Source organism: Devosia lucknowensis, assembly GCF_900177655.1.
Taxonomy (GTDB): domain Bacteria; phylum Pseudomonadota; class Alphaproteobacteria; order Rhizobiales; family Devosiaceae; genus Devosia; species Devosia lucknowensis.
In genome coordinates this window covers 454,263-470,771 of the sequence record NZ_FXWK01000001.1, presented here as the reverse complement: position 1 = coordinate 470,771, position 16,509 = coordinate 454,263, and the positions used below count along the sequence as shown (strand labels likewise).

The window sequence follows — 16,509 nt, the reverse complement described above, 5'->3', positions numbered from 1 at the left end:
TCAACCCTCACAGGTCTGAAGCTGGGCTTCGAGCGCGGTGAGTTCCGCGTCGAATACGGGATCATCGCGCATGTCCTCAATCAAGCCGCAGGCATATGAGACTGTTGTCCTATCCCTTCCGAACGCGATCCCGACAGCAGTGAGGCTCGATCCCAGGATGACGTGCGACAGGTACATGGCCAACTGCCGAGCGCGGGCCACGCTCAACCGGCAACGTGTCGCACTAAAAATGAGTGATGGAGGAACGTTGAATTCTCCAGCCACAAGGTCGACGACCTTTTGAATCGGCAACGGGTGGCCGATAACTACCGGGAAATGCGCAGCAGGATGGGAAACACTCGACTCGGCAGGCATGGTCAGCTCCAACGCAAATAAGATTATATTCCTATTTTTGCGCTGAGGCTATCGACCGGGGATAAGTCGGTGACGAAAATGAAAATGGCCGCCCTTTGGGGCGGCCATTCATCGAAGACGCTGAAACTCGAAAGTTTTAGTCGACCTTGCGGCCGAGGCCGTTGTCCTTGGCCAACTTGGAGCGGGTCGCGGAATAGCTGGGGGCGACCATCGGGTAGTCGGCGGGCAGGCCCCACTTCTCGCGGTATTCTTCCGGCGAGAGATTGTAGTGCGTGCGCAGGTGACGCTTGAGAGACTTGAACTTCTTTCCGTCTTCCAGGCAGATGATGTAGTCGTTGGCAACCGACTTGCGAACTGGCACTGCGGGCTTGAGCTCTTCCACAGGCGCAGGCACTTCGTTGGTCTGCAGGGCGCGCAGCGCCCCATGCACTTCGGCGATCAGTTTCGGCAGGTCACCAGGGCTGACTGCGTTATGGCTGACGTAGGCAGAGACAATTTCCGTGCTGAGTTCGATCAGATCGGCGTCAGCAGTTGCGAACGCGCCGGTCTCGTCGTTCATTTTTCAACCTTCCAATTTTATTATTGGGACGCAACAGGGGCCGTCACGTCCTGGTGATTTATTATGTCCGTTTACTAGGGCATGCAACCCCGGCGGGCCGTCTTACATGTAACTAGTGCGGCTGTTTTGCTACGGGATTTTGTCCGTTGTTTGGTGCGAGCTCATCGATCAACGTTTCACTGCTCGGCTTGTAGCCGGACAAATAACTGGCACGCGCCAAAAGATGAGCCGAAACAGGCGTGGTCAGCAACAGGAAAACTACGCCAATAATTGCGCGTACGGAGACTGCAGCATCCTGACTCAGTACGGCGACGGCCAAGAGAATCAGTCCGCCACCAACCGCGCCAGCCTTGGATGCTGCATGCATCCGCGTATACAGGTCGGGCAGACGGACCACGCCTATGGCGGCCAGCAGGGTGAACAGAGCGCCGACAACCAGCAGCGTGCCGCCGAGGTAGATCGCGATCGCATTCAGCATCAAGGCTTCTCCCTGCTGGGCGATTTGCCGTCTTCACCGCGCATGAGGATGTATCGTGACAGGGCCACGGTGGCGAGGAAGCCGAGGAGCGCCAGGGCCACCGCGATGTCGAGATAGAGCCAGAGGCCGGTCCGTACCGCCACAGCTCCGATGAAGCCCATAGCGACTACGGTAAGGAGATCGAGCGCCAGAACCCGGTCGGCCAAGGTCGGTCCGACTACGATCCGCACCATGGAGATCAGCAGCGACAATCCGAGCACAACCAGCGAAACGAGGGTCGCCCAGTCAATGAAGGTCTCAGGGGTCATTCGAACACCTCCCTGACCTTTTTCTCAAAGCCATTGGTGATGTCGGCGATCATGCCTTCCCGGTCGGCCATGTAGAGCGCGTGGACGTAGAGCACAGACCTGTCGTCGGAGAGGTCGACGGACAGCGTTCCGGGAGTGAGCGTGATCATGTTGGCGAGCAGCGTGATTTCCACATCGGACTTGAGCGCGATGGGGACGGCCACAATGGCCGGGCGTACCGCCCTCGACAGATCAGGACGTATGACCACGGCGGCCACGCGGACCGCGCTGACCACCAGTTCGTAGAGGAACAGCACCGCCAGAGAGAGAATACGCCCCAGGCGTTTTGGGGAGCGCGGACCTGCCATGGCATCGCGGAGCAGATAGACCGCAGCGGCGCCGATTAAACCGCCGAAAAGGAGATTAAGGCCGGAAAAGCTCCCGGTTATGCCGGCCCAGACCAGCGCCAGGATGACGACCAGAAAAGCGGTGTTCATGGGCCCTCTCCGGCAAGTCCGGTCGCCGCCACGTAGCGGGCCGGGTCCAGGATGTCGGCCGCGCCGACACTCACGGCACCCATCAGCGGCCCGGGCCAGAGGCCGATTGCCGCTATGCCCAATGTCAGCGCTGCGCTGGCGCCTAACGCCAGCCGCCCGCGACGGTCAAACGCTACCAGGTTCGGGCTGGCATGCTCGGTCCCCTCGCCTTCCGGCCCCGATCGCCAGAAGATGTGCGACCAGAGGCGCGAGCCGGCGATGAGTGTGAGCACGGCGTTGATCAGCAATGCAGTTACCAGGCCGATCCCGATCCATCCCTGCCCCGTTGTCGCCATGCCCTCTGCCACACCAGCCTCAATGAGGAGAAGCTTGGGCCAGAAACCAAGGAACGGCGGAACACCGGCGGATGCGAGAACCAGGACGAAGAACAGGATGGAGAGCGGCGTGCTTGCGGCATAGAGGCCGCCCATCTGCCTTGTATCGGTTGCAGCGGTTCGCTTTTCGATCAGACCCGCGACCATATAGAGCGCCGTCATGGTGAGGATGGCGTGGAAGATGTAGAGGCCAGATCCCGCCACACCGTCCAGCGAAGGCATGGCCAATCCTGCAAGCACAGCGCCGATGCCGCCGATGACAAGAAAGCCAACGGCGCGGCGCAGGTTGGTCTCGGCGATCGCCCCCAGGGGAGCGGTGACCAGCGTGGCGATGGCAATGACAGCCAGGGCGGGCTCAAGCAGGTCACGGCTGGCGGGCAGCAGGGCGACCAGTGAACGCAGCAGCGCATAGGCGCCGACCTTGGTGAGCAGCCCGGCAAAGAGCGCAGACACCGCTGCCGATGGCGTGTGATAGGACGCGGGGAGCCAGGCGTTGAGCGGGAATGCCGCCGCCTTCATGCCAAAAGCCAGCATGAGGAGCGCGGCAACTCCAGCCATCGACGCAGGATCGGCTAGCGGGGCGACCCGCATGATATCGGCCATGTTGAGCGTGCCGAGAAGGCCATAGAGAAGGCCAAGTGACAGCAGGAACAGCGTCGTCGCCAGAAAATTGAGAAACCCGTATTTCACCGCAGCATCAAGTTGCGCCGGTCGCCCGCCCTGCACGATCAGGCCAAAGGACGCGATCAGCGTCACCTCGAACCAGACATAGAGGTTGAAAAGGTCGCCGGTCAGGAACGCGCCGGTCACGCCCGCCAGCAATAACAGCACCATGGAATGGAAAGCGTCGCGTCCGTCTGCGTCTGCCCTGTCGATCTCGGCGTAGAGCAGCACGATGAGCGTCACGACCGCGGAAGCCAGCGCAAAACTGGCGCCGAACACGTCGGCAGTCAGGCTGATACCAAAGGGTGGCAGCCACTTCCCCATGGTCATGCTGACCGGCCCGTTGGCGATGACCTCCAACAGCAACGCGATTTCGCAGGCAATGATGCCGACCACAACGATCACCGCCCCGATCACTGGGGCGCCGTTGTTGCGGCGCAACATCAAAAGGCCGGCAGCGCCCATCAGGGCCAGGACGATAGGCAGGACGATGATCCAGGCCGAGGCAGGCGTCATAGTGTCGATCATCGCCCGAGGCAGATCCGCCATGGTTTCGTGATTTTCCATGGCCTCAGTAACTCAAAGGTGGGTTGGGCGAGCGTTCGGGCTCAGCCAGACGCATGGTGTCGGTATTGTCCGCATCGAGGCTCTGATAGGCCCGGAAAGCGAGCACGAGCAGGAAGGCGAACATCGAAAACCCGATAACGATGGCGGTCAGTATCAGCGCCTGCGGCAGCGGGTTGGCGATCGGCCCCTCCGGTGCGTCGAGACCCGGCGGCACGATCGGCGCGACCGACTGCGTAACGCGGCCGGCGGTGAAGATCAAAAGGTTCACGCCGTTACCGAAGATCGTCATGCCGATCAGCATGCGGATGACCGAGCGCGACAGCAGCAAATAGCAGCCGGTAGCGATGAAAAGGCCGACAAGCGCGGCAAGGACGTAGTCCATCCTCAGAGATCCTCCTCGCGGTCGCTTTCGAGTGAAAGGGCGATGGCCGACAACGTGCCGAAGACGACGCAGTAGACACCCAGATCGAAGAAAAGTGGCGTGGACAGCGGTATGTTGCTATCGCCGAGGGGTACGTAGAGCCAGATGCTGGTCATGAAGGGCGAGCCCGTAAAGAGGCTCAGCAAGCCCGAAAACCCGGCCAGAACCACGCCAAACCCGGCAATCGCGATTGGGTCGACGCGCAGCGCGCGGCGCACGGTCGCTACGCCAGAGGCCATGCCGAAAACCCCGATGGAGGCCGCTGCGATCAGCCCGCCGATGAAACCGCCACCCGGTTCATTGTGCCCGCGCAAACAAATATACATCGAAAAGACCAGCATGATCGCAACGATGAGCGGAGCCAGGGTCCGGAAGATCACGGTGTTCATGGTGCCGTCTTCCTCGCCTTGCGAACCAAAGCGACCTTCCTCACGTCGGGGTGCCTTCCGGCAGGCGTTTTCCTGGCGCGGCGCAGCAGCGCCAGGATCGCGATGCCAGCGCCCATGACCACTGCGATTTCGCCCAGAGTATCGAAACCGCGATAGTCGACGAGGATGACGTTGACGATGTTCGACCCGTGGGCAATCGGCACGCTCGTGGCGGTAAAGAAATCAGAGAGGCGCGTGTCGAGCGTTCCGTTGAGAACCAGCATGAGCAGGAGGCTCACCCCAAGCCCGCAAAGCACAGCGAGGCTGCCGTCGCGCGCCCAGTCCTCGAAACGCCGGTGATCGCGCTGGTCCAAACGTAGCCGCGTCATGACGAATGTCAGGATCACGACCGAGAGAATTTCCACCATGAGTTGGGTAAAGGCCAGGTCGGGCGCGCCGAACAAAAGGAAAATCAGGGCGACGGCCGTTCCCTGCACGCCCAAGGACAGGATCGCCACGAGACGTGAAGGCGCTGCGACCACTGCCACAAGCCCGAGCACCGCGAGCCCGATGACGCCCCACTCGTAGACCTGAAGCGGCGGCAGCTGCAGTCGCTGGCTCCAGTCACCCAGGTCGGACGTTGGCACGATCCAGTCGAGACCGCCGAAGAGCATCATCGGCCCGAAAATCGCAGCAGCCATCGCCGCGAAGACCACCACAAGGTAAAATTCAAGCTGGCCGTGATGCAGCAGGCGCGTCAGCGCACCGGAGAAACGGATGAGGCCGAACATGACGCTGTCGAAAACGGTATCGGCCGTCCATCCCAGCACTGCGTCGAAGCGGCGCAGCAGGGTGCGGATTGCGTCGACCTGGCGGTAGACCACGATGCCAAACGCCCAGGTCAGCGCCGAAAGCCAGAGAAGCGGCGAGGCAAAGTCGAGAGCGAGCGTCAGGTGACTTTCCACTGGCATACCCAGAATGGCGCTGGCACCCGGAACCAGAACATCATGGCCCAACCAGTCCGGCAACACCCCCGCGACAATACCCGCACTGCCCAGCACGATTGGGCCCGCGAGCATGGCGACCGGGGCTTCATGCGCCTTCCTGGGCGTCGATAAGGTCTCACCAAGGAACGGGCGGATCATGATCAAAAGCGCGACGCCGGCGAGCATGGCGTTTCCGGCGACGAGGACGACCAGAACCAGCCAGGCCATCCATTCGCCACCTAGAAGGCCGAGATACATTTCTTCCTTGGCGAAATAGCCGACGGTGAGCGGCAGACCAATCATCGACAGGGAAGCCAGCGATGCCGCGATGAAGGTCACCGGCATCTTGTCCGCAAGGCCGCCCAGCGCAGTGATTTCCCGCGTCCCTGCCTCGTGATCGACCGCACCGACCACCATGAAGAGGCCGGCCTTGTAGAAAGCGTGAGCCACAAAATAGACCACCATCGCCGCAATGGCGTATGTACTGCCCAGCCCAATGAGCAGAACGAGCAGACCGAGCGAAGCGATGGTCGTTTGCGCCAGCATCTGCTTGAGATCGGTCTGCTTGAGTGCGCCCAGAGCGGCCCAGATCAGCGTGATGCAGCCTGAAATCACGAGGATATTGGTCCAGACGTCGGTACCGCCAAGCGACGGGGTCATACGCGCGAGCAGATAAACGCCGGCCTGCACCATTGTTGCCGAGTGCAGAAAGGCCGAAACCGGCGTCGGCGCTTCCATGGCATTGGGAAGCCAGAAGTGCAGCGGGAACTGGGCCGACTTGGTGAAGGCGGCGCCCAGAAAACAGATCAGGATCAGCAGATAAGCGCTGCTTCCGCGAAGCACTTCGCCCAGTTCCCGGACGGCGCTCATCTCCCAGCTACCAGACACCTGCTGCACGAGGATGCCGCCGGCGAGCAGGAACATGCCCCCGATATTGGTGATGACCAGCGCCTGAATGGCGCCGCGACGGGCGGCCTGGCGGGCATGGTCGAACCCGATCAGCAGGAACGAGGTGACCGAGGTCAGTTCCCAGAATACGAAAAGAACCAGCAGGCTGTCTGCAAGGACCAGACCGAGCATCGCCCCCATGAAGGCGAGCATGAAGGCCAGAAATCGCCCCTGATGCCGGTGTCCCGCCAAGTAGGCGCCGGCGTAAAGGATGATCAGGCTGCCAACGCCCGATATGGTGAGGGCAAAGATCAGGCTCAAACCGTCAAGGAGAAACGACAGCCCTATGCCGTAAGCCGGAATCCAGTCGATGACGCTCGTCACCGTCTCGCCGCCTGCGATTTTGGGCGCAAATCCGAGAAGAAACGCAAAAATGCCAGCGGGCACCAAGGCCAGTATCCAGCCGCTGAAGCGGCCCGCAAACCGATGGATGATCGGTGCCAGGATTGCAGCCACGAACGGCGCGGCCACGGAAAGACCAATGCCTGCTTCAAGGGACTGCCCCAATGCTCCCCCTCCTCCCCGGCTCTATGCGATTCATCTCGATTGTTGCCAGCGACCTTAACGATTGAGTCCCTCGCGACAAGCGGAATCGGGCCGTGTGCGACCATTGACACATGCGTTTTCAACGGTTTCCGGGACTGGCAAAGCGGCGTTCGGGAGCCTATGTGCTGACATACCCTGCCATGGCGGCTCCCTGCCGTCGGTTTCGCGGAGACACCATGACGAAACTCACCCCGCCGGTCGCCAAGCGCGTGCCCCACAGCCATACGCACCACAACGTTACCCGTGACGATCCATATGCGTGGCTTCGCGCCGAAAACTGGCAAGAGGTGATGCAGAAACCCGAGTCGCTGGATCCGCAAATCCGCAGCTACCTCGATGACGAGAACAGCTTTTACGAGGCCGAATTCGGCAAGCCGACGGCGGACCTGCAGGAAAAGATTTACAGGGAAATCCGCGGGCGCATCAAAGAAGACGATAGCGGCGTGGCATTGCCCGATCGTGACTGGGCCTACAACACCCGCATGCTCGAGGGCAAGCAGTATCCCCTGATCGTCCGGACGCCCCGCGCGGGCGGCGACGAAACGGTGCTGCTCGATTGCAACCTCGAAGCGGGCGAGGGCTATTTCGGTTTCGGGGGCGCCAGCCACGACCCGTCGCATCGCACCCTGGCATGGGCAGCGGACCGGGCCGGATCCGAGTATTACGACATCGTGCTTCGCGACATCGCCAGCGGCGAGGACAGCTCCGACATCATCCGCAACACGGCGGGCTCCTATGTCTGGTCCAACGACAGCCGCGCACTTTATTATACCGAGTACGACGACAACCATCGTCCTTACCGGATCCGTCGCCATGACCTTGGCACCGACCAGGCTGTCGATCCCATCATTTATGAAGAAAAGGACCCGGGCTTCTTTGTGGGCGTCGGCAAGACGCTGTCGGACAAGTTCATCGTCATCGATGCCCATGATCACCAGACGTCGGAGGTCTGGCTCATCGATGCGCGACAAGGCGGCGAGCCGCGCCTTGTCGCGCCGCGCGTGGTCGATCGGGAATACGAAGTCGATGAGCGCGAGGGGGTGCTTTATATCCGCACCAATGCCGATGGCGCCGAGGACTACAAGATCGTCACCGTTGCGGCCGATGCGCCGGATGCCTCGAACTGGGTCGATCTCGTGCCGCACCGCGAAGGCATTCTGATCCTCGACGTTGCCCTGCTTCGCAACCACCTGCTCCGCCTCGAACGGCAGGATGGCCTGCCGCGCATTGTTGCCCGCGACTTGCGCAGCGGAAAGGAAGAAACCGTCGACTTCGCCGAGGAAGCGTATTCGCTTGGCATGTCGACCGGATACGAATTCGACACGTCGGTCTTCCGCCTCTCCTATTCATCTCCGACGACGCCGCAGCAACTCTTCGACGTCGACCTCGATACCGGAAAGCGCACCCTGCTCAAGACACAGGAAGTTCCGTCGGGTCATGATCCTGCCGACTATGAGACGCGCAGGCTTTTCGCCACCGCCGCAGATGGCGAACAGGTGCCGGTCACCGTGCTTTACCGCAAAGGAGCCGTGCTGGACGGGTCCAACCCTACTCTTCTTTATGGGTACGGCGCTTATGGCATGTCGATGCCGGCCAGCTTCTCGGTTTCGGTCCTGTCGCTGGTCGACCGCGGCTTCGTTTATGCCATCGCCCATATTCGCGGCGGTATGGAAAAGGGCTACCGCTGGTACAGGCAGGGCCGACGGGAGCACAAGACAAACACATTCACCGACTTCATCGCTGCGGCCGAGATGCTGATTGCCGAAGGCTTTACCCGAAAAGGCAAGATCATCGCGCAGGGTGGTTCGGCAGGTGGCATGCTGATGGGCGCCGTTGCCAACCTTCGGCCGGACCTCTGGGGCGGCGTTATCGCTCAGGTGCCTTTCGTCGATGTGCTCAACACTATGCTCGACGATACGCTGCCGCTGACGCCTCCCGAATGGCCGGAATGGGGCAATCCCATCACCTCTGCAGAGGACTACGAGCGCATCGCGGACTATGCACCCTACGAAGCCGTGTCGGCCCAGGCTTATCCACCAATCTTAGCACTCGCCGGCCTCACCGATCCACGCGTCACCTATTGGGAACCAGCCAAGTGGGTGGCCAAACTTCGGGCAACCAAGCTGGGCGACGCCCCATTGTATCTCAAGACGAACATGGGGGCCGGGCATGCCGGAGCTTCGGGCCGCTTCGACCGGCTCAAGGAAACCGCGCAGTGCTATGCCTTTGCGATAAAGTCTGCCGGATTGGACGGTTAGTTCCTCGCCCGACATTGTTGTGCCATGTGCATCCGCCTATAACATCTATGAATTTTGGCATCCGCCAGCGTCATCCACTTCCATCCAAGGAGGCTTTCCATGTCCACCAAGTTTACCCTGCCGCCCCTGCCCTATGCCTATGACGCGCTGGGCCCCTACATGTCGGCCGAGACGCTCGAATTCCACCACGACAAGCATCATCAGGCCTACGTCACGAACGGTGAGAAGCTGCTTGAAGGCTCGGGGCTGGAAATCCTGCCGCTTGAAGACATCGTCAAGGAGAGCTTCGGCAAGAATGCAGGCCTCTTCAACAATGCGGGTCAGCACTACAACCACGTCCATTTCTGGAACTGGATGAAGCCGAATGGCGGCGGCAAGTCGCTGCCGGGCAAGCTGGCCGCGAAGGTCGACGAAGATCTGGGCGGTTTCGACAAGTTCCGCGCTGATTTCATCCAGGCCGGCACAACGCAGTTTGGTTCGGGCTGGGCATGGCTGTCGCTCAACCAGAAGTCCGGCAAGCTCGAAGTCACCAAGACCGCCAATGGCGAGTCGCCGCTGGTCCATGGCGGCCACCCGCTGCTCGGCGTCGACGTTTGGGAACACTCCTATTACATCGACTACCGCAATGCGCGCCCGAAGTATCTCGAAGCCTGGTTCGATAACCTCGTGAACTGGGAACATGTCGAGCACATGTTCGAAGAAGCCAAGGCCTGATCCGACTGGAGCAGAAGTCAAAGAACGGCGGGAGCGATCCCGCCGTTTCCTTTTGACGAGCTGACCTCCAGCTTTAGCAGGCAAGCGCCGCAGTGCCCGGCGGGAGCGGCGGCTACTTTCGACGCGTATCCAAGTAGCATGCGCAGCAGCCAAGCGAACTCATTGCGTCATTTACCTTTTCCGCTATCTCTCTTGAGAACCCTGCGCTTTCGCTTCTTTCGACTTCATGGGCATGTTAACGAAGCGTTAACCGCCAGTTGGGGGAAGCGTGAGCGTCACGGGTAAAACTATCGCCGTTCTGGCCGCAAATCCGGCCCTCGGAGCCTTGCTGACAATGGTGCTGGCCGGCGACTCACGCCTGCGCGTTCGATGCTTCGACAGCGAAGCCGAGCTCTTCGCTTATATGCGCATCGCCGCCCTCGACATGCTGGTAGTGGATTTCGATCGCGATGGCCGGCCGGCCTATGAGATGGTCGAGGCCATCCGCCTCGACCCATCGTTCGTATCGCGCGATCTGCCGGTTATCGCGCTAACCCGAGCCATCACGCCGCCGATGCGCCAACAGGCGATCAGCGCCGGTATCGACGAGGTCGTCGTCAAGCCGATGTCACCCCGACATCTCCTGCAGCGCGTGCAGGCGCGGTTGTTGAGCCGCAGCGTGGTGGGGGCACTTGGTTTTGGTTATCGTGGGCCGGAGCGGCGCGACCGCGTTTTCACCGCGCGCCCCCAACCGCATCCTGGCCGCCGCTACACCGACAACGTCGTGCCGCTCTTCCCAGACCGCCGCGCCCGGCGTCCAGACTTGCGGCCGGTCCCCTAGCGCTTTTGTTCGCTGACCCAGACGACCTTGTTCCACAGATCATCGACGGTTTCGGCAAACTGGATGGTGCGGTCGTAATTTGAGACGGACGCCGCCAGCACATCGGTTGCAAAACCGCGGATCACATCAAACGCCTTATGCCGATTGAGCATGACCACCGGCCTGGAAGTGCCGGACGACCACGATCCGAACAGCGACGTCACGGACGCCAGCGAGCCGGGCAAGGCAACCAGCGCCACGCTCGCATTGGCGAGATAGCTGTGACGCTCCCGGGGGTCGGGCAAGACAGTGGTTGGCACACCGGACAAAGCGGGTGGCAGGACGATACTCGCATCCGCCACTACTTCCACCTGGCCGCCGGCCGTCCTGGCGGCGGTGATAAGCGGCACGGGGAGGACGCCCTGTTCCGCAAGGCACAGGACGCGCGCACCCTTGCGGGCGAAGACCCTTCCCACCTCGCTCATCAGGCTGGCGCGTTCGGGATCACCCGGTCCCTTGTCGGAAGCGAAGACTGCGACCGTGAGCCCGGCCTGCACCACGCCGACCATCAGCGCCGCCGCCCAGTCAGGCCGCCGAGGATGCCACGAACCAGCTCGCGGCCCAGCGTGTTGGCAACGGTGCGAGCAAACGAGTTCATCGCTGCTTCCGTGGGTGTCTGGCGCGATGAGCGGCGCGGCGCGGCAGCACGTTCGGCCTGTTCCCGCTCGCGGGCCAGTTGATTAGCCTCCGCCTGCCTTGCCGTCTCATACTGAGCACGTTCGGCATCCAGCTGCTTGTCGCGCGCCCGGCGTTGCAAAATTTCGAACGCCGACTCGCGGTCGATGATCGTGTCGTAGAGGCCTCCAACGGGAGATTTGGCAAGGCTGGCATCACGCTCTGCGGGCGAGATCGGTCCGACTTGCGCCGATGGCGGACGAATGAGCGTACGCCCGACCATGGAGGGGACGCCCTTTTCTTCGAGAACCGACACCAGCGCCTCGCCGATACCCAGCTGGGAAATTACCTCCTCGGTCGAGAAGGCCGGGTTGGGGCGGAACGTCTCGGCGGCGACCCGTACAGCCTTCTGTTCTCGTGGGGTGTAGGCGCGCAGCGCGTGCTGCACGCGGTTGGACAGCTGAGCAAGCACGCTTTCGGGGATGTCGACCGGATTCTGCGTCACGAAATACACGCCGACACCCTTCGAGCGGATGAGCTTGACCACCTGTTCGACCTTGTCGATCAAGGCCTTCGGCGCGCCATCGAACAGCAGATGGGCTTCGTCGAAAAAGAATACGAGCTTCGGCTTTTCGGGGTCGCCGACTTCCGGAAGCGCCTCGAACAGTTCGGAAAGCAGCCACAGCAGAAAGGTCGCGTAGAGCCGCGGGGATTGCATGAGCTGGTCGGCCGCCAGGATCGACACAAACCCACGACCATCGACATCGGTGCGCATCAGGTCCGGGATGTCGAGCGCTCGCTCACCAAAGAAGTTGTCAGCGCCCTGTTGTTCAAGCACGAGCAGTGCGCGCTGGATCGAGCCGATGGAAGCCGTAGTGACATTGCCGTATCGACCCGAAATCTCACGGGTGCGCTCCTGCATGTCCGTCAGCAGCGCCCTCAAATCCTTGAGATCGAGCAGCAAGAGGCCTTCCTCATCGGCCGCGCGGAAGGCGATGTTGAGCACGCCTTCCTGGGTGTCGTTGAGGTCGAGGATGCGGCTGAGCAAAACCGGCCCCATCTCGGAGATCGTGGCCCGCACCGGGTGCCCCTGCTTGCCGAACAGGTCCCAGAACATGACCGGAAAGACGTCGTCGGCATAATCGGTGAACCCGATGTCCTCGGCGCGCTTGGTCTGCCAGGCCTGAGCCTGACCGAGCTTCGAGATACCAGAGAGGTCGCCCTTGATGTCTGCGGCAAATACCGGGACGCCGGCGCGGGAAAAGCCTTCGGCGAGCACCTGGAGGCTCACGGTCTTGCCAGTTCCGGTTGCGCCGGTGATCAGGCCGTGACGGTTTGCATATTTGAGGCTGAGATATTCCGGCCGGTCACTCGTGCCCAAAAAGATCTTGCCGTCCACGAGCATGCCACACCGCCTCTTGGTCAATTCCCGTGTTGTTATAGCCGTCACCCGTGGCCGCGAACAAGCGATGTGGCATGTGTCTTGATTCACCACTTCGGCCGGATTGCCTCGCATGGTCAGGAATTCCTTGGCAAATTCGGGTCATGGAGCTTCTCGTGAACAATCGTCGCCAGGTTCTCGCCGGTCTTGTCGGGCTTGGTCTGGCCGGCCCTGCCCTTGCCCAGACCGATTCCCTTGTTGCGGACAGCGAAGCGGATCAGTCCTCAGCATTCCAGGCAGCGCTTCACGCGGCCTCGGGCACCGGATACCTGCGTCTGCCGGCGGGGCGGTTCCGGGTTTCGGGCATCCAGTTTCCGCGCAATCTGGTGGTTGAGGGCGTACCCGGCGCGACCTGGCTCGTTGGCATGGGAGCGCCAGTCGGCGCCATTTCGGGCCAGGCCAGCGTGGTGTTGCGCGACATCGGCTTTGCCGGCGATAGCGGTGCGGACGCACTTCTCAGACTACAGTCGAGCCAGGGCGTGGTGATCGAGCGGTGTCTGTTCCGCGATAGCCCAGATACGGCACTCAACATCTACGAATCCGACGCTGTTGTCCGCGACTGCGATTTCGCCAGTCATGGCGATGCCGCGATCCACGCCGTCGACAATCTCGGGCTACTGCTTTCGGGCAATCGCATCACGCGATGCGGCAATGCCGGAATTCGCGTCTGGCGCAGCGAAGCGGGCCCCGATGGTTCGATCGTGGTCAACAACCGCATCTCCAACATTGATTGGCGCGACGGCGGCAACGGCCAGAATGGCAATGGGATAAACGTTTACCTGGCCGATCAGGTCATTGTTGCCGACAACCATATCGCGGACTGCGCTTTCACCGCGGTGCGGCTGAACACGACCCGCAATACACAGGTGTCCGGAAATCAGTGTCTCAACTCGGGTGAGGTGGCGATCTTCTCCGAATTTGGGTTTTCTGGGTCCGTTATCGCGAACAACATCGTCGACGGTGCCGCGGGCGGCATCTCCATCACCAACATGGACTCCGGTGGCGAGGTGGCCGTCTGTAACGGCAATATCGTTCGCAACATCGCTGTGCGCTCGGAGGTCAATCCCGACACCACGCCGTTCGGAATATTCGCCGAGGCCGACGCAGCCATTACCGGCAATATGGTGGAGAACGTCCCGGGCATCGCAATCGGAGCCGGTTGGGGGCCCTATCTGCGGAACGTGGTCATTGCCAACAACGTGGTGACGGCCAGCCGCATCGGCATTGGCGTGAGCGTCGCAGAAGGCGCAGGGAACGTCTCTATTTCGGGGAACCGCGTCGACGCAAGCGAACACGCGATCGCTGGAATGGCGTGGTCCGATGTGGTCGCGCCGGACCTGCTGGCGTCGGCTGCCGACTATCCTAACGTGAGCGTCCGATAAATCTTGCCATTTGGCATAAATTCTCCTATTTATTGCCAAAGGAGAGTTCGATGCTGCACGAATTGCCGCGTACCGAAGCCATTCCGGAAAGTGCTGAACTGACCGACGCCGAGATTTCGGCAATGGCTCGCGCCGTCGTCCGCCTCTTTGAGCATTGGCAACTGAGCGATGCCGAGGCGCGGGACATACTCGGCGGAATCGCCCCGCGGACTTTTGCACGGTGGAAGACCGGCGAAGTCGGCCGGATCGATCGGGATCTCGCTTCGCGATTGTCGCTGCTCATGGGAATTCACAAGGGTCTGCGTTATCTCTTTAGCGATCCGGAGCGCGGCTATGCCTGGATCAAAAAGCCCAATGCAGATTTCGGCCAGCAAACCCCGGTTGCGATCATGGGACAGGGAAGTATCTTTTCCCTCGCGCGTGTACGTCATTACCTCGATGCAGAGCGCAGCGGCTGGTGATCGAGCCACACGTCACTCGTGTCGCGTGGCCCAGAGCGTTCCGTCTGATCCGCTCGATCCACCCGCCCATCGATCTGTTTGAAGACATCGCAGACCCGCGCGACTGGGACGCTCTTGCCTCGGCTGAGTCCAAGACCAACCCCCGCATCTGGGACCATTTGGGCCATCTGGACCTCGTCCCGCCCGAGCGCAGGGTGAATGGTCCCGGGGCCAGCTATCTCATGGCCCCGTTTGTTCATGTCAGTCGTGACCGCCCCGGCCGCTTCACCGATGGCAGTTACGGGGTCTACAGTGCCGGCAATGCTGAGGAAGTCGCCATCCGCGAAGTGGCGCATCACCACGGACGCACGATGCGCGCAAGCGCCGAAGATCCCGGCTGGACCTCGCAGTTCCGCATGCTCGTTAACAGCATAGACCTGGACCTGCATGACGCGCGCGGGCTCGACCATATACACGACCCGAGTGACTATACCGCTTCGCAGGCCCTGGGCCGTGACCTTCGCCGTGCGGGCAGCAACGGCATCCTCTATCGCAGCGTGCGCTGTCCGGCGGGAGAATGCGTCGGCATATTCTGGCCCGATCTCATGCCCGCCCCTGTTCAAGCCGATCACTTCGATTTTCACTGGGACGGACAGAGAGTCGACCGCATTCGCAATTGCGGCAGCGGCCGGATCTTCGCGCTCTAGAACGCGACAGCCCGCAATTCGCCAACGACGGTTCCGCGGACATTGCGCGCAGGCTGGCGCGTGAACTGCGCGAGAACGTCGGCCTGTGCGGCGTTTGGTTCGGCATATGTCAGCAGCAGTTGCGCCACCATGGCCTGGCTTGCGGCCATGTTGCCATCATCGCACTTGAGCGCGTAACCCCAACCCTTGTCGCGGATGGCGCCGCACTGCACGCCTTCGGCACCGCCCTTCTGCATCAAGCGCCCGCCAAATGCTTCCATGACCAGCGTGTCGAGATGGCCAGTCCCTGCAACGAGATGTGGGTGGCTGGTCGCTGCATCGAATAACTTCGTGGCACCCGCTGCGTGGCCCGCATCCAGACCCTCACCCGTCGACATGCGCGCGAAGCCATGAGCCCAGGCGCGCAAGGGAGCCGCCCAAGTGGGTATCGAACAGCCATCGGTGCCGCACCTGTCCTCGGTCAGATCCTCGCCGATGACATACTCCACTGCCGCGCGTACCGCCTTTTGAACGTCGTGCTCGCGGGTCACATAACCTGATGTCGGCACACCCATGGCCAGCGCGACGCTCAACATTCCGGAATGCTTGCCCGAGCAATTATTGTGAAGCGCGCTGGGCTCTGCGCCACGAGCTCTCAAGGCCTCACGAGCCTTGCCGTTGGTGGGCATATGGGCGCCGCATTCGAGATCGGAAACGGAGAGGCCCATGCGGTCGAGAAAATGCGAGACATTGTCCACATGCTCATCTTCGCCATGATGTGACGCACAGGCGAGCGCCAGTTCCTCGGCGGTATGATGGAAGCGATCAGCAGCGTGGCGGTCAAAAATCGCCAAAGCCTGCATGGACTTGATGGCGGATCGTGGGAACACCGGGCGCTCGACGTCGCCAGCCGAGGCGATCACCCGCCCGGTTGCGTCGACGATGATGAAGGCGCCGCGATGGCGGTTTTCGACCCAATTGCCGCGTACGGCTTCGGCAAGAATGGGATTCGCGTCCATGGAAAAACTCCGGCCCGTTTTGCTGCCACGAACAGCAAAAGGGCCGG

General features: G+C 61.6%; 18 protein-coding genes. 6 read left to right on the top strand and 12 right to left on the bottom strand.

The window, feature by feature from the left end; translation table 11 throughout:
- The 9 genes from CCK88_RS02215 to CCK88_RS02175 all read right to left on the bottom strand — a co-directional run bounded on the left by CCK88_RS02215 (position 1) and on the right by CCK88_RS02175 (position 7,009).
- Positions 1-354, bottom strand: a complete 354-nt coding sequence (locus CCK88_RS02215; protein WP_086470769.1) for a helix-turn-helix domain-containing protein — start codon at positions 352-354, stop codon at positions 1-3.
- 136 nt (positions 355-490) lie between these two features.
- Positions 491-913 carry a Ros/MucR family transcriptional regulator gene (locus tag CCK88_RS02210; protein ID WP_086468909.1) on the bottom strand — a complete coding sequence of 141 codons (423 nt, stop codon included), beginning with the start codon at positions 911-913 and terminating at the stop codon, positions 491-493.
- 112 nt (positions 914-1,025) lie between these two features.
- The gene (gene mnhG / locus CCK88_RS02205) at positions 1,026-1,391 is read right to left on the bottom strand and encodes a monovalent cation/H(+) antiporter subunit G (RefSeq protein ID WP_086468908.1); all 366 of its coding nucleotides are present in this window, start codon (positions 1,389-1,391) and stop codon (positions 1,026-1,028) included.
- A complete protein-coding gene (locus CCK88_RS02200) occupies positions 1,391-1,699 on the bottom strand; it encodes a cation:proton antiporter (RefSeq protein ID WP_086468907.1) in 309 nt (102 codons plus the stop codon). The genes mnhG and CCK88_RS02200 overlap by 1 nt, the downstream gene beginning before the upstream one ends.
- Entirely contained in the window at positions 1,696-2,175 is a 480-nt protein-coding gene (locus CCK88_RS02195) for a Na+/H+ antiporter subunit E (RefSeq protein WP_086468906.1), read from the bottom strand. The genes CCK88_RS02200 and CCK88_RS02195 overlap by 4 nt, the downstream gene beginning before the upstream one ends.
- A complete protein-coding gene (locus CCK88_RS02190; protein WP_170926322.1) occupies positions 2,172-3,761 on the bottom strand; it encodes a proton-conducting transporter transmembrane domain-containing protein in 1,590 nt (529 codons plus the stop codon). Before CCK88_RS02190 ends, CCK88_RS02195 begins: the two co-directional genes overlap by 4 nt.
- A 22-nt stretch (positions 3,762-3,783) precedes the next feature.
- Positions 3,784-4,161 carry a Na+/H+ antiporter subunit C gene (locus CCK88_RS02185; protein WP_086468904.1) on the bottom strand — a complete coding sequence of 126 codons (378 nt, stop codon included), beginning with the start codon at positions 4,159-4,161 and terminating at the stop codon, positions 3,784-3,786.
- A 2-nt stretch (positions 4,162-4,163) separates the two neighbouring features.
- On the bottom strand, positions 4,164-4,589 hold the full coding sequence (locus CCK88_RS02180; RefSeq protein ID WP_086468903.1) for a Na(+)/H(+) antiporter subunit B: 426 nt from the start codon (positions 4,587-4,589) through the stop codon (positions 4,164-4,166).
- Entirely contained in the window at positions 4,586-7,009 is a 2,424-nt protein-coding gene (locus tag CCK88_RS02175) for a putative monovalent cation/H+ antiporter subunit A (RefSeq protein WP_086468902.1), read from the bottom strand. The genes CCK88_RS02180 and CCK88_RS02175 overlap by 4 nt, the downstream gene beginning before the upstream one ends.
- Before the next feature lie 215 nt (positions 7,010-7,224).
- Between CCK88_RS02175 and CCK88_RS02170 the strand changes: the two genes are divergently transcribed.
- The 3 genes from CCK88_RS02170 to CCK88_RS02160 all read left to right on the top strand — a co-directional run bounded on the left by CCK88_RS02170 (position 7,225) and on the right by CCK88_RS02160 (position 10,840).
- A complete protein-coding gene (locus CCK88_RS02170) occupies positions 7,225-9,306 on the top strand; it encodes a S9 family peptidase (protein WP_086468901.1) in 2,082 nt (693 codons plus the stop codon).
- A gap of 99 nt (positions 9,307-9,405) precedes the next feature.
- The gene (locus CCK88_RS02165; protein ID WP_086468900.1) at positions 9,406-10,020 is read left to right on the top strand and encodes a superoxide dismutase; all 615 of its coding nucleotides are present in this window, start codon (positions 9,406-9,408) and stop codon (positions 10,018-10,020) included.
- A 268-nt stretch (positions 10,021-10,288) separates the two neighbouring features.
- Positions 10,289-10,840, top strand: coding sequence for a response regulator (locus CCK88_RS02160; RefSeq protein WP_140048855.1), 552 nt, complete (start codon positions 10,289-10,291; stop codon positions 10,838-10,840).
- Here CCK88_RS02160 and CCK88_RS02155 read toward each other — a convergent pair.
- Together CCK88_RS02155 and CCK88_RS02150 are read right to left on the bottom strand one after the other, a co-directional pair.
- Complete coding sequence (locus CCK88_RS02155; protein WP_086468898.1) at positions 10,837-11,388, bottom strand: hypothetical protein; 552 nt, start codon at positions 11,386-11,388, stop codon at positions 10,837-10,839. The two genes, CCK88_RS02160 and CCK88_RS02155, sit on opposite strands and share 4 nt — an antisense overlap.
- Complete coding sequence (locus tag CCK88_RS02150) at positions 11,388-12,899, bottom strand: helicase HerA-like domain-containing protein (protein ID WP_086468897.1); 1,512 nt, start codon at positions 12,897-12,899, stop codon at positions 11,388-11,390. The genes CCK88_RS02155 and CCK88_RS02150 overlap by 1 nt, the downstream gene beginning before the upstream one ends.
- A gap of 152 nt (positions 12,900-13,051) precedes the next feature.
- On the opposite strand from CCK88_RS02150, the gene CCK88_RS02145 reads away from it, so the two are divergent.
- Genes CCK88_RS02145 through CCK88_RS02135 form a run of 3 tightly spaced genes read left to right on the top strand, consistent with a single transcriptional unit; the run spans position 13,052 to position 15,464 of the window.
- Complete coding sequence (locus tag CCK88_RS02145) at positions 13,052-14,317, top strand: TIGR03808 family TAT-translocated repetitive protein (protein WP_170926321.1); 1,266 nt, start codon at positions 13,052-13,054, stop codon at positions 14,315-14,317.
- A gap of 50 nt (positions 14,318-14,367) precedes the next feature.
- Positions 14,368-14,778 carry an MbcA/ParS/Xre antitoxin family protein gene (locus tag CCK88_RS02140; RefSeq protein ID WP_086468895.1) on the top strand — a complete coding sequence of 137 codons (411 nt, stop codon included), beginning with the start codon at positions 14,368-14,370 and terminating at the stop codon, positions 14,776-14,778.
- Positions 14,778-15,464, top strand: coding sequence for an RES family NAD+ phosphorylase (locus tag CCK88_RS02135; protein WP_210189931.1), 687 nt, complete (start codon positions 14,778-14,780; stop codon positions 15,462-15,464). Before CCK88_RS02140 ends, CCK88_RS02135 begins: the two co-directional genes overlap by 1 nt.
- On the opposite strand, the gene CCK88_RS02130 is transcribed toward CCK88_RS02135, so the two are convergent.
- On the bottom strand, positions 15,461-16,462 hold the full coding sequence (locus CCK88_RS02130) for an asparaginase (protein ID WP_170926320.1): 1,002 nt from the start codon (positions 16,460-16,462) through the stop codon (positions 15,461-15,463). The genes CCK88_RS02135 and CCK88_RS02130 overlap by 4 nt on opposite strands.
- Positions 16,463-16,509 lie beyond the last annotated feature (47 nt).